Source organism: Leucobacter luti, assembly GCF_050310065.1.
Taxonomy (GTDB): domain Bacteria; phylum Actinomycetota; class Actinomycetes; order Actinomycetales; family Microbacteriaceae; genus Leucobacter; species Leucobacter luti_B.
The window spans coordinates 2,488,568-2,500,694 of the sequence record NZ_CP190007.1 but is presented as its reverse complement, the minus strand read 5'-3'; the positions used below and the strand labels follow the sequence as shown (position 1 = coordinate 2,500,694).

The window sequence follows — 12,127 nt, the reverse complement described above, 5'->3', positions numbered from 1 at the left end:
AGGAAAGAGCGCTGTGACGACGCGAGGCGAGAACGCGTCGCGCAGACGGCTGCGCTTCCGCGAAGACAGCGAGACTGAGCTCGAGCTCAGCTGGTTCGGGATCACCCACACCGGCCGTCGCCGCGAGACCAACCAGGACAGCTTCGTCACAACGCCGCCCGTCTTCGCGGTGGCCGACGGCATGGGCGGACACTCGGCCGGCGAGATCGCCTCGGCGGCCGTCGTGCGCCGGCTCGCCGAGCTCGGCGGCCAGCTGAGCGTCGCCGAGAAGGACATCGACGAGATGTTGAGCGACGCGGTCGACGACATCGAGCTCGACGCGGGCGACACGGAGCTCGGCGCGGGCACGACCGTCACGGGGGTCTGCATCAGCACGGAGAAGGAGCCGACCTGGCAGGTCTTCAACATCGGCGATTCCCGGGTCTACCAGTACTTCAAGGGCGCGCTCAGCCAGATCACCGTTGACCACTCGGTCGTGCAGCACCTCATCGACACCGGCGCGATCACGGAGGAGGAAGCCGAGGTCCACCCGCACGCGAACGTCATCACGCGCGCGGTCGGCTTCAACGAAGCCCCTATCCCGGACTACACCTCCCTCGCGCTTATCCCCGGCCAGCGCCTGCTGCTCTGCTCCGACGGGCTCACGAAGGAGCTCACGGACATCGGGATCCAGCACTTCCTCGCGACCCAGCCCACGGCCGAAGAGGCCGCGCGCACGCTCGTCGACCAGGCGGTCGAGAACGCCGGCCGCGACAACGTCACCGTCGTCGTCATCGACGTGCACGCCGTGGGCGACGTGATCGACACGGGCAGCGTCGAGTCCGCTGGGATCTCGATGGCGGATCTGCCGACGGCACCCGTGGGCCCGAGCACTCCGGCGGATCAGGCGGAATAGCCGAAGCCGCCCCTCGGCGCACGAGGCGCCGTCCGAAGGAGGACCCGTGACAGTCGCAGGCGGCGGAGCGGACACACCTGGAGCGGGCGTACCGGCAGTTGGATCCGCGCCGACGCCCGGCCGCCGGATCGTCATCGTCGCGACCGCCATGCTCAGCATGTTCCTCGTCGGCCTCGACACGACGATCGTCAACATCGGCATGCCCGCGATCGCGCACGCCTTCGGCACCGACACCCGCGGCGTCGCCTGGGTCGTCGACGCCTACACGATCGTGCTCGCCGGACTCCTCATCACGGGCGGCGCCCTCGCGGACCGATTCGGGCGCAAGCGGGTGTTCCTCATCGGCCTCGCCGTGTTCGGGATCGCCTCGCTGCTCTGCGCCTTCGCGCCGACCGCCCCGCTGCTCGTGGCGGCGCGGGCCCTTCAGGGCGTCGGCGCGTCGATGCTCAACCCGGTCGCCCTCGCGATCATCGTGAGCGTCGTCACCGACCCCGCCGAGCGCGCCCGCGCGATCGGCATGTGGTCGTCGGTCTTCGGCCTGAGCATGGCCGCTGGCCCGATCCTCGGTGGCGTGCTCGTCGAGCATCTGGGCTGGGAATCCCTGTTCTGGATCAACGTCCCGGTCATCGTGCTCGCGCTTGTGCTCACGGCGGCGCTCGTGCCCGAGTCGCGCGCCGCCGCCCCGCGCCCGCTCGACCTGCCGGGCCAGGCGCTCCTCATCGTCGCCGTCGGAGCCGCGGTCGCCGCGCTCATCGAGGGTCCGGAGCTCGGCTGGGGATCCCCGATCCCGCAGCTCGGGTTCGCGATCACGGCAGCGGCCGCCGTCGCCTTCGTACTGCTTGAGCGGCGCCGCGCCCACCCGCTCATCGACCTCGCGCTCTTCCGCCAGCCCGCGTTCACGCTCGCCGTGCTCGGCGCCGTCGCCGCGTTCATGGCGACCACGGTCGTGCTGATCCTCAACACCTATTCGCTGCAGCAGGGCCGCGGCTGGACTGCGGTGGCGACGGGCGCCATGGTGCTCCCGCTCGCGCTCGGCATCATCGTGTGCGCACCCATTGCCGGCGCGCTTATCGGCCGGCGCGGGCCGGCGCTGCCGCTCGGCCTGGGCGCCGCCTCGATCGTCATCGGCGCCGGGCTCCTCATCCCGCCGCTCGCCGAGCCGCCGGTAGCCTACGTCGGGGGAGCGTACCTGCTCATCGGAGTCGGCTTCGGCCTGGTGAACGCGCCGATCACGAACACCGCGGTGTCCGGGCTCCCGCCCGAGCGCGCGGGCGTCGCGAGCGCCGTCACCTCGACGGGGCGCCAGGTCGGCGCAGCGATCGGCATCGCGCTCGGGAGCGGGATCGTCGCGACGCAGGATCCCGCGGCGCTCGTCGAAGCCGTGTGGCCCGGCTGGCTGCTCGTCGCGCTCTGCGGCGCGTTCCTCCTGGTCGTGGCGGCCTCGGTGCGGCGCACCCGGTAGCGGGATCCGGATCCGGATCCCGCTACCGGGAACGCGCGCCTGGGCCCTCCGCCTACGCGCCCGCGGCGGTGAGCGACTCGTCGATGACGGTGAGGACGTCCTCGATCAGCTCGTCGCTCATCTTGAGCGACGGCAGGAAGCGGATGCCCTGGTTGTAGATGCCGGTGCCGAGGAGCAGCACGCCGCGCTTCGCCGCCTCCGCGATGACGCGGTCGGTGAGGGCCGCGTCGGGCTCGAGGGTGCCGGGCTTCGTGAGCTCGATCGCGAGCATCGCGCCCTTGCCGCGCACCTCGGCGATGACCGGGTGCTTCGCCTGCAGCTCGCGGAGGCCGCCGCCGAAGGTGGCCTCGATCCGCTTCGCCTCGCCGAGAAGGCCCTGCTCCTCGATCTGCTCGAACACCGCGACGGCGGCCGCGCACGAGACGGGGTTGCCGCCGAAGGTGCCGCCGAGGCCGCCGGGCATCGACTTGTCCATGATCTCGGCGCGGCCCGTGATGCCGGCGAGCGGCAGGCCGCCGGCGATGCCCTTGGCCGAGAGCACGATGTCGGGCTGCACGCCGAACTGCTCGATCGAGAACACGCTGCCCGAGCGGGCCATGCCGGCCTGCACCTCGTCGGCGATGAAGACGATCCCGTTGGCCTTGCACCACTCGGCGAGCGCCGGGAGGTAGCCGTCGGCCGGGACGATGAAGCCGCCCTCGCCCTGGATCGGCTCGACGACGAGGCACGCGAGGTCTTCCGCTCCGGCGGTCTTCTCGAGGTGCGCGATCGTGCGGGCGGCCGCCTCGGCGCCGCTCAGCCCGTCGTGCAGCGGGTACGAGTTCGGCGCGCGGTAGATGTCGCCCGCGCGGGGGCCGTAGCCCATCGCGTAGGGGGCGCCCTTGTGGTTCATGCTCGACGTCAGCATGGTGCGGCCGTGGTAGGCATGCTCGAGCACGGCGACGCCGGGGCGGCCCGTGAACTTGCGCGCGATCTTGACGCCGTTCTCGACGGCCTCGGCGCCCGAGTTCATGAGGAGCGTCTTGTAGGGCGCGGCCTCCGTGGATCCGGGGACGTGCTTCGCGAGGTGCTCGGCGACCTGCACATACGGCTCGTAGGGGGTCATCGTGAACAGGGTGTGCGTGACCTTGTTCAGCTGCTCGGTCGCCGCGGCAACGACCGCGTCATCCGTGTGGCCGATCGTCGTGACGCCGATCCCGCCGCACACGTCGATGATCTGGTTGCCGTCGACGTCGACGAGGATCGAGTCGTGGGCCCGCTCGATGTAGACCGGCAGCACGCTGTGTACGCCCGGGGGCACGACGGCCTGTCGTCGCGCGTGAAGCTCCTGCGAACGCGGGCCGGGGATCTCGGTGGCGACGAGACGCTCCTGGGGGATGGCGGACACCTGCTGCGGGGTAGCTTCACTCATGCGTTCGAGTCTACTCTCGGCCACCGACAATCCGGGCGAGGGCGGCCGCGGCCTAGGATGGCCGCATGCGCGATGTTCATGAGTACCGGATCGGCATCGAGTGGACCGGCAACCGGGGGAGCGGCACGAGCGGCTACCGTGAGTACGGCCGGGAACTCCTGATCCACGCCGCGAACAAGGAGCCGCTCGAGGGATCGGCCGACCGCACGTTCCACGGCGATGCCGAGCGCTGGAACCCGGAGGAGCTTCTCGTCACCGCGATCGCGCAGTGCCACATGCTGTCGTACCTGCACATGGCCGTGCGGGCCGGGGTCGTGGTGACGGCGTACTCCGACAGCGCGCTCGGCGTCATGCGCCAGGAGGGGCTTGGCGGGGCGTTCACCGAGGTGATCCTGCGGCCCGTCGTCACGGTCGCCGACGCGTCGATGGTGGAGGCGGCCCGCGCGGCCCACGCCGACGCCAACCGGCACTGCTTCATCGCGAGCTCGGTGAACTTCCCGGTGAGGCACGAGGCCGAGATCCTGGTCGCGGTTCCGGATCCGGAGCCGCGGTCGTAACACGGCCAAGCGTGTCAGTGGGACCGAATAGAATGGCGGTCATGGCCACGCGCTCCTCGTTCTTCCTGACCACGCCCATCTTCTATGTCAACGATGCCCCGCACATCGGGCACGCCTACACGGAGGTGGCCGCCGACGTGCTCGCTCGGTGGCACCGCCAGGCCGGCGATGACACCTGGCTGCTGACGGGAACGGACGAGCACGGCCAGAAGATTCTGCGCACGGCGACTGCGAACGGCGTCGCGCCGAAGGAGTGGGCGGATCGCCTGGTTGAGTCGGCCTGGAAGCCGCTGCTCGAGCTCATTGACATCTCGAACGACGACTTCATACGCACGACTGACGCGCGCCACGAGGAGGGCGTCGCGAAGTTCCTGCAGAAGCTCTACGACGACGGCCACATCTACGCCGGGGAGTTCGAGGCGCTCTACTGCGTCGGCTGCGAGGAGTTCAAGCCGAAGAGCGAGATCGTCGACGGCACCGGGGAGTTCGAGGGCCAGAAGGTCTGCGCGATCCACTCGAAGCCGCTCGAGCTGCTGCAGGAGAAGAACTACTTCTTCCGCATGAGCGACTTCCAGGATCGCCTGCTCGCGCTCTACGAGTCGCGCCCCGACTTCGTGCAGCCGGCGAGCGCGCGCAACGAGGTCGTCGCGTTCGTGCAGCAGGGCCTCGAGGATCTCTCGATCTCGCGCACCTCCTTCGACTGGGGCATCCCGATCCCGTGGGACTCCTCGCACGTCACCTATGTCTGGTTCGACGCGCTGCTCAACTACGTCACCGCGGTGGGCTACGGCAGCGACGAGGCCGAGTTCGGCCGGCGCTGGCCCGCGAACCACCTCGTCGGCAAGGACATCCTGCGATTCCACGCGGTGATCTGGCCCGCAATGCTCATGGCCGCCGGCCTCGAGGTGCCCGAGCACGTCTTCGCGCACGGCTGGCTCCTCGTCGGCGGCGAGAAGATGTCGAAGTCGAAGCTCACGGGCATCGCGCCGAACGAGATCACCGACACCTTCGGCTCGGACGCGTTCCGCTACTACTTCATGCGCGCGATCTCCTTCGGGCACGACGGCTCCTTCAGCTGGGAGGACCTCGCGGCGCGCTACCAGGCCGAGCTCGCGAACGGCTTCGGCAACCTCGCGAGCCGGGTGCTCGCGATGAACGCGAAGTACTTCGAGGGCCAGGTGCCCGCGGCGGGCGCCGAGGATCCGGCCGACGCGGCGATCCGGGAGCTCGCGGCCTCGGCGGCGCTGCGCGCCGACGCCCTCATCGGGGGCTTCGCGATCCACGAGGCGATCGCCGCCGTGTGGGAGCTGGTCGACGCGCTGAACGGCTACATCACGGAGCAGGAGCCGTGGGCGCTCGCGAAGGATCCGGAGCGGCGGGAGCGCCTCGCGACGGTGCTGAACACCGCGACCGAGGGGCTGCGCGTGCTCGCCGAGCTCCTCGCGCCCGTGATCCCCGAGGCCACCGCGAAGCTCTGGACCGCGCTCGGCGCCGAGGAGACGCTCGGCGCGCTCCTCGAGCAGCCGATCCGCGAGGCGGGCGAGTGGGGCCGACTGCCAGCCGGCACGCAGCAGCACAAGCTCGACGTCCTGTTCCCGCGCATCGAGACCGAGGGTGCCGGGGCGGCGAAGTGACCGCGCAGGTGCCCGAGGGCGGCCTTCGGAAGCGCAAGAGCACCGAGGGTCGGGATCTCACCCGGCCCGCGAGCCCGGAGCCGCTGCCGATCCCCGTCTACGACAACCACACCCACCTCGAATTCGAGGACGGCTTCGACCAGCTCGATCCGGTCGACTCGATCGACCGTGCGGAGGCCGTCGGCGTGCTCGGGGTCGTGCAGGTCGGCACCGACCTCGAGACGAGCAAGTGGGGTGCGCAGCTCGCCGCGAGCGACCCGCGCGTCCTCGCGGCCGTCGCGCTCCACCCGAACGAGGCGCCGCGGCTCTTCGCGGAGAGCCTGCTCAGCGCACACCTCTCCGAAATCTCGCGCCTCGCCGCGCAGCCGCGCGTGCGCGCCGTCGGCGAGACGGGACTCGACTTCTTCCGTACGGGCGAGGACGGGCGCGAGGCGCAGATCGAATCCTTCGAGACCCACATCGAGATCGCGAAGGCGAACGGGATCGCGCTGCAGATCCACGACCGCGACGCGCACGACGAGGTCGTCGCGACCCTGCTGCGCGTTGGCGCCCCCGCCCGCACGGTGTTCCACTGCTTCTCCGGCGACGCGAGGCTCGCGAGGATCTGCAACGATCACGGCTGGTACATGTCGTTCGCCGGCACCATGACCTTCAAGAACGCGCCGGCCCTGCGCGAGGCGCTCGCCGTTGCGAAGCCCGAGCTCGTGCTCGCCGAGACGGACGCGCCGTTCCTCACCCCCGAGCCCTTCCGCGGCCGGCCGAACGCGCCCTACCTGCTGCCGCACACCGTCCGCCGCATGGCGGAGACGCTCGAGCTTGAGCTCGACGAGATGTGCGCCAGGATCGCCGCGAACACCGAGCGGGTCTACGGCTCCTGGGATCCGGATCCGGATCCGGATCCGGATCCGGATCCGAAGGCTGGGGCGCGCGCGTGAGCGAGCGTGCTGCCGAGCCGGCTGCCGAGCCGGCGCAGGGCGACAGCGCCGGCCTCCTCGGCCCCGCGCAGGTGCGCGAGCTCGCCGAGCGCCTCGGCGTCTCACCCACGAAGAAGCTCGGGCAGAACTTCGTGATCGACCCCAATACGGTGCGCAAGATCGTGCGCCTCGCGGGCGTTCGTGCGGGTGACCGGGTGATCGAGGTCGGCCCCGGCCTCGGTTCCCTCACACTCGGGATCACGGAGGCCGGAGCCGACGTCACGGCGGTAGAGATCGACCACCGGCTCGCGGCGGAGCTCCCGGCGACGGTCCGCACGATGCAGCCCGAGGTCTTTTCCGCCGATGAGAGCGGGAGCGGCCGCTTCCGCGTGATCCGGAGCGACGCGCTCGACCTCACGGCCGAGCAGCTCGCGGAGCTCCCGGCGCTTCCCGAGGTGCTCGTCGCGAACCTGCCGTACAACGTGTCCGTGCCGATCCTCATGCACTTCCTCGAGCTCCTGCCCGGCCTCCGCGGCGGGCTCGTCATGGTGCAGGCGGAGGTCGGCCAGCGGATCGCCGCGCGCCCCGGTTCCAAGGAGTACGGCGCGCCGAGCGCGAAGGCCGCCTGGTACGGCGAGTGGCGGATCGCCGGGAACGTGAGCCGCCGCATCTTCTGGCCGGTCCCCGGCGTCGACTCCGTGCTCGTCGGCTACGAGAAGCTCGCCGCTCCACGCGGCACCGAGGCCGAGCGCGAGCTCACCTTCGAGCTCGTGAACGCCGCGTTCGCCCAGCGTCGCAAGATGCTGCGCCAGGCGCTGCAGCCCGTGCTGGGCGACATGACCGCGACCGTCCCGGTGATCGAGGCGGCCGACGTCCAGCCCACGGCGCGCGCCGAGGAACTCGGAATCGAGCAGTACCTCGCGATCGCGCGCGCGGCGCGCGGCGCGCGATCCTGAGCCGCGTCGTTCTTTCCGCGGAGCGACCAGCAACGATGCGAAATCGCACATGGCGATTGCGCTACCGTTGAGACATGGGCACGAGTCAACGTCGAGCGGTCACGGTCCGCGCTCCGGGAAAGATCAACGTGTTCTTCCGCGTCGGCGCGCTCCAGGACGACGGCTATCACGATGTCGCGTCGCTCTATCAGGCGGTTTCCCTCTTCGAGGAGGTCACGGCCGCTGAAGCGGATGACTTTTCGCTGCGCTTCACCGGGCCGATCGAGACCGCCGGGCTGCCGGTCGACGACTCGAATCTCGCGATGGCCGCCGCGAAGCTGCTCGCCGCGCGCACGGGACACGCCGGGGGCGTCGAACTCACCGTGCTGAAGCGCGTGCCCGTCGCGGGCGGCATGGGCGGCGGATCCGCCGACGCCGCCGCGACCCTCGTGGCCTGCGACGAGCTCTGGGGCACCGGCCTCGGGCGTGCCGGGCTGCTGCCGCTCGCCGCCGAGCTCGGGGCCGATGTGCCGTTCGCGCTCGAGGGCGGCACGGCCGTGGGCACCGGCAGGGGAGACGAGCTGAGCCCCGCGCTCGCCAAGGGATCCTTCCACTGGGTGCTCGCCCTCTCCGACTCGGGCCTCAGCACCCCCGTCGTCTACCGCACGCTCGACCAGCACCGCGACAAGCACGTCGGCGACCTGGGCAAGCAGCCGGACCTGGTGAAGGTCGACACTGCCGTGCTGCAGGCCGTGCGCGTGGGCGACGCGGGCTCGCTCGCCGAGGCCATGCACAACGACCTCCAGGTCGCGGCGCTGAAACTCGCGCCCGCGCTGACGGAGCTGCTCGAGCTCGGGGAGTCCCGCGGCGCCCTCGCCGGGATCGTGTCGGGATCCGGGCCCACGATCGCCTTCCTCGTGAGCTCCGCCCAGGAGGCCGCCAAGCTGCTCGGCGTGCTGACCCGCCGGGGCGTGCGCGCGCTCACCGCGACGGGCCCCGTGCCGGGCGCCCGCGTGCTCGACACGCACTGATCCCGCGGGAATAGGGGCCGGGACCTGCGGGTTGGACTCAGCGTGAGTGAAAAGATTCGAGTCGACATCTGGTCCGACATCGCGTGCCCGTGGTGCTACATCGGCAAGCGCCGCTTCGAGGCGGGCGCCGCAGCGTTCCAGGCGCAGAACCCGGGGGTCGAGATCGAGGTCGAGAGCCACAGCTTCGAGCTCGCGCCCGACACGCCACTCGACTTCTCTGGCAGCGAGGTCGACTTCCTCGTGAAGCACAAGGGCATGCCCGCTGATCAGGTCGAACAGATGCTCGGCCAGATGACGGAGCTCGCCGCTGAGGACGGGCTCGCCTTCAACTTCGAGGCCGTGCGGCACGCGAACACCGCCCGCGCACACCGGATCCTGCACCTCGCGAAGGAGCGCGGCCTCCAGCAGGAGCTCCAGGAACGCCTGTTCAAAGCGTACTTCGAGGAGGGTGCCGAGATGTCGGATCCCGACACGCTCGCCCGCCTCGGCGAGGACGTCGGGATCCCGGGCGACGAGGTGCGCGCCGCCCTCGAGAGCGAGGAGTACGGCGAGGCGGTGCAGCGCGACATCCAGCGCGCCCGCTCGCTCGGCGTGAACGGCGTGCCGTTCTACCTGCTCGACCAGAAGTACGGTGTCTCTGGCGCGCAGTCGTCCGCCGCGTTCGAGAACGTGCTCGAGCAGGTGCTGGGCTTCGCGCGCGGCGCAGAGACCCCCGCGGGCTGAGCCCCGGAACCCCGACCTTCGAAAGGACATCCCATGAGCGAATCGAAGCAGACGAGCGAGGGCGCGGCGCCGACGGCGGACGCCGATGCCGTCGTCGAACTTCACCCGGAGGCGGGCATCGGCGGCGCCGCAGCGTTCGCGGATGCCGAGGCGCGCGAGATCCTCAACCTCCTCGGCGAGTCCGAATCTGGCGGCGCCTGCTGCGGCGGATCCTGCTGCGTGTAGCGCGCTTGAGGGTTGCGGGCTTGCGCGCACGCTCCCGCGGTCCTGAGCTTGGGGCGCTTGCGGGCTCGAGTGGGCCGTAAGGCCCCATTGCGCGCGCCGAGTCGGCCGTAAGGCCCCTTTCGTGGGCGTGATTGGGGCCTTCCGGCCGACTCGATTGGAGCGGGTTCGAGATCGGGATCCGGGCCCGCGTGGTGCGCGTGGGCGCATGGGTGGGGTGTGGCGCCGGGTGTGGTTTGGCGTGCGCAGGCTCGAGTGGGCCGTAAGGCCCCATTCCGCGCGCCGAGTCGGCCGTAAGGCCCCTTTCGCGGGCATGATTGGGGCCTTCCGGCCGACTCGGCACTCGTCCGCGGCCAACCCCACACCCAAGCCAACCCAACCCAACCCAACCCAACCCAACCCAACCCCACCCCGTCGCAGCCGCGCCGCCTAGACTGGAGAGGTTATGGCGCATCTACTGGGGGCCGAGGCCCTGCACCTCGAGGTTCCGACGAAGACCGTGTTCGACTCGGTGACCATTGGCGTCGCCGAGGGGGATCGGATCGGCATCGTCGGACGCAATGGCGACGGCAAGTCGAGCCTGCTCATGATGCTCGCGGGGCGCCGCGAGCCCGACAGTGGGCAGGTGACGATGCGCGGCGGCACGACGATTGGCGTGCTTGATCAGGCAGACGTGTTCGATGACGGCGAGACCGTCGGTCACGCGATCGTGGGAGACCGGCCCGAGCATGAGTGGGCGGGGGATCCGCGCGCCCGCGAGGTGATCGCCGGCCTCGTCGCGGATCTCGACTGGGAGGCCCCGGTCGACGGGCTTTCGGGCGGCCAGCGCCGCCGCGTCGCGCTCGCCCGCCTGCTCGTCGGCGACGACGAGATACTGTTCCTCGACGAGCCGACGAACCACCTCGACGTCGAGGGCATCGCCTGGCTCGCTGAGCACCTGAAGCGCCGCTGGCCGCGCGGCCAGGGCGCGCTCCTCGTCGTCACGCACGACCGTTGGTTTCTCGACGAGGTCTGCACGGCGACCTGGGAGGTGCACGATCGCATCGTCGAGCCCTTCGAGGGCGGCTATGCGGCGTACGTGCTGCAGCGGGTCGAGCGGGATCGGCAGGCCGCGGCCGTCGAGCAGAAGCGCCAGAACCTCGCCCGCAAGGAGCTCGCCTGGCTGCGCCGCGGCGCCCCGGCGCGCACCTCGAAGCCGAAGTTCCGGATCGACGCCGCGAACGCCCTCATCGAGGACGTCCCCGAGATCCGGGACGCCGTGTCGCTGCGCTCCCTCGCGGTGGCGCGCCTTGGCAAGGAGGTCGTGAACCTCGTTGAGGCCGGCGTTTCGTACGGCGACCGGGTCGTCCTCGAGGATGTCGAGTGGCTGCTCGCGCCCGGCGAGCGCACCGGGATCCTGGGCGTCAACGGGGCGGGGAAGTCGACGCTGCTCGGCCTCATTTCGGGTGACATCGAGCCGACGAGCGGCCGCGTGAAGCGCGGCAAGACGGTCAAGGTCGCGACCCTCACGCAGCGCCTCGACGAGCTCGAGGAACACCTGAACGACCCGGTCAGGGTCGTGATCGGGCGGCTGCGCACGAGCTTCACGGTCGGCTCGGGGTCGAAGGCGCAGGATCTCACGCCCGGCCAGATGCTCGAGCGCATGGGCTTCTCGAGCGCGCAGCTCTCGACCCCCGTCAAGGACCTGTCGGGCGGTCAGAAGCGCCGGCTGCAGCTGCTCCTGATCCTGCTCGATCAGCCGAATGTCCTGATCCTGGACGAGCCGACGAACGATCTCGACACCGACATGCTCGCCGCGATCGAGGACCTGCTCGACTCGTGGCCCGGCACGCTCATCGTCGTGTCGCACGACCGCTACTTCCTGGAACGCGTCACGGATCAGCAGTACGCGATCCTGGAGAAGCGCCTCCGGCACCTGCCGGGCGGCGTCGAGGAGTATCTGCAGCTGCGCACCGCCGAGGAGCGGGCGAAGGCGCAGGATCGGGACCGCGCGGCGGCGGGCAAGGCCACTGCGGGAGCTGGTTCGGGATCCGGAGCCGGAGCCGGGCCCGGATCAGGATCCGCCCCCCGAGCGGGCGCGAAGCCCGCGCTCTCCGGCGCGGAGCTGCGCGCCGCGGAGAAGGAGCTCGCGTCGGTGGAGCGCAAGATGTCGCGCCTGCAGTCGGACATCGACAAGGGCCGCACGGGCCTCGCCGAGCTCGACCAGACGGACTATCAGCTGCTCAACGCGGAGATGGCGAAGATCACGGCGCTCGAGGACGAGGTCGCGGCGCTCGAGGAGCGCTGGCTGGAGCTCTCCGAGACGCTCGAGTAGCCCCCCCCCCGACGCCCCAAACGACCGCC

General features: G+C 70.8%; 11 protein-coding genes. 10 read left to right on the top strand and 1 reads right to left on the bottom strand.

The features are described from left to right. Positions 1 to 13 precede the first annotated feature (13 nt). Both ACOPJ3_RS11360 and ACOPJ3_RS11355 read left to right on the top strand, forming a co-directional pair. A complete protein-coding gene (locus tag ACOPJ3_RS11360) occupies positions 14 to 895 on the top strand; it encodes a PP2C family protein-serine/threonine phosphatase (protein WP_427869277.1) in 882 nt (293 codons plus the stop codon). Positions 896 to 941: 46 nt separating this feature from the next. Beyond that, positions 942 to 2,357, top strand: a complete 1,416-nt coding sequence (locus tag ACOPJ3_RS11355; RefSeq protein ID WP_427869276.1) for an MFS transporter — start codon at positions 942 to 944, stop codon at positions 2,355 to 2,357. 52 nt (positions 2,358 to 2,409) lie between these two features. Here the strand turns inward: ACOPJ3_RS11355 and ACOPJ3_RS11350 are convergent, their stop codons facing one another. After that, the gene (locus ACOPJ3_RS11350; protein WP_427869275.1) at positions 2,410 to 3,768 is read right to left on the bottom strand and encodes an aminotransferase class III-fold pyridoxal phosphate-dependent enzyme; all 1,359 of its coding nucleotides are present in this window, start codon (positions 3,766 to 3,768) and stop codon (positions 2,410 to 2,412) included. Positions 3,769 to 3,833: 65 nt separating this feature from the next. On the opposite strand from ACOPJ3_RS11350, the gene ACOPJ3_RS11345 reads away from it, so the two are divergent. The 8 genes from ACOPJ3_RS11345 (at position 3,834) to ACOPJ3_RS11310 (ending at position 12,098) form a co-directional block, all read left to right on the top strand. Further along, positions 3,834 to 4,325, top strand: coding sequence for an OsmC family protein (locus ACOPJ3_RS11345; RefSeq protein WP_427869274.1), 492 nt, complete (start codon positions 3,834 to 3,836; stop codon positions 4,323 to 4,325). 41 nt (positions 4,326 to 4,366) lie between these two features. Continuing rightward, positions 4,367 to 5,959, top strand: a complete 1,593-nt coding sequence (gene metG / locus ACOPJ3_RS11340; RefSeq protein ID WP_427869273.1) for a methionine--tRNA ligase — start codon at positions 4,367 to 4,369, stop codon at positions 5,957 to 5,959. Further along, the gene (locus ACOPJ3_RS11335; protein WP_427869272.1) at positions 5,956 to 6,894 is read left to right on the top strand and encodes a TatD family hydrolase; all 939 of its coding nucleotides are present in this window, start codon (positions 5,956 to 5,958) and stop codon (positions 6,892 to 6,894) included. The genes metG and ACOPJ3_RS11335 overlap by 4 nt, the downstream gene beginning before the upstream one ends. Continuing rightward, on the top strand, positions 6,891 to 7,829 hold the full coding sequence (rsmA, locus tag ACOPJ3_RS11330) for a 16S rRNA (adenine(1518)-N(6)/adenine(1519)-N(6))-dimethyltransferase RsmA (protein ID WP_427869271.1): 939 nt from the start codon (positions 6,891 to 6,893) through the stop codon (positions 7,827 to 7,829). Before ACOPJ3_RS11335 ends, rsmA begins: the two co-directional genes overlap by 4 nt. Before the next feature lie 74 nt (positions 7,830 to 7,903). Then, positions 7,904 to 8,839 carry a 4-(cytidine 5'-diphospho)-2-C-methyl-D-erythritol kinase gene (locus ACOPJ3_RS11325; protein WP_427869270.1) on the top strand — a complete coding sequence of 312 codons (936 nt, stop codon included), beginning with the start codon at positions 7,904 to 7,906 and terminating at the stop codon, positions 8,837 to 8,839. A gap of 42 nt (positions 8,840 to 8,881) precedes the next feature. Then, positions 8,882 to 9,562, top strand: coding sequence for a DsbA family oxidoreductase (locus ACOPJ3_RS11320; protein ID WP_427869269.1), 681 nt, complete (start codon positions 8,882 to 8,884; stop codon positions 9,560 to 9,562). A 33-nt stretch (positions 9,563 to 9,595) separates the two neighbouring features. Then, a complete protein-coding gene (locus ACOPJ3_RS11315) occupies positions 9,596 to 9,787 on the top strand; it encodes a hypothetical protein (protein ID WP_427869268.1) in 192 nt (63 codons plus the stop codon). A gap of 442 nt (positions 9,788 to 10,229) precedes the next feature. Then, entirely contained in the window at positions 10,230 to 12,098 is a 1,869-nt protein-coding gene (locus tag ACOPJ3_RS11310; protein ID WP_427869267.1) for an ABC-F family ATP-binding cassette domain-containing protein, read from the top strand. Positions 12,099 to 12,127: the final 29 nt, after the last annotated feature.

Excerpts from the sequence above, each read along its gene's own strand:
- ACOPJ3_RS11350 (WP_427869275.1), bottom strand. The coding sequence starts at position 3,768 with ATGAGTGAAGCTACCCCGCAGCAGGTGTCCGCCATCCCCCAGGAGCGT.
- ACOPJ3_RS11315 (WP_427869268.1), top strand. The coding sequence starts at position 9,596 with ATGAGCGAATCGAAGCAGACGAGCGAGGGCGCGGCGCCGACGGCGGAC.
- ACOPJ3_RS11325 (WP_427869270.1), top strand. The coding sequence starts at position 7,904 with ATGGGCACGAGTCAACGTCGAGCGGTCACGGTCCGCGCTCCGGGAAAG.
- ACOPJ3_RS11345 (WP_427869274.1), top strand. The coding sequence starts at position 3,834 with ATGCGCGATGTTCATGAGTACCGGATCGGCATCGAGTGGACCGGCAAC.
- ACOPJ3_RS11310 (WP_427869267.1), top strand. The coding sequence starts at position 10,230 with ATGGCGCATCTACTGGGGGCCGAGGCCCTGCACCTCGAGGTTCCGACG.
- metG (WP_427869273.1), top strand. The coding sequence starts at position 4,367 with ATGGCCACGCGCTCCTCGTTCTTCCTGACCACGCCCATCTTCTATGTC.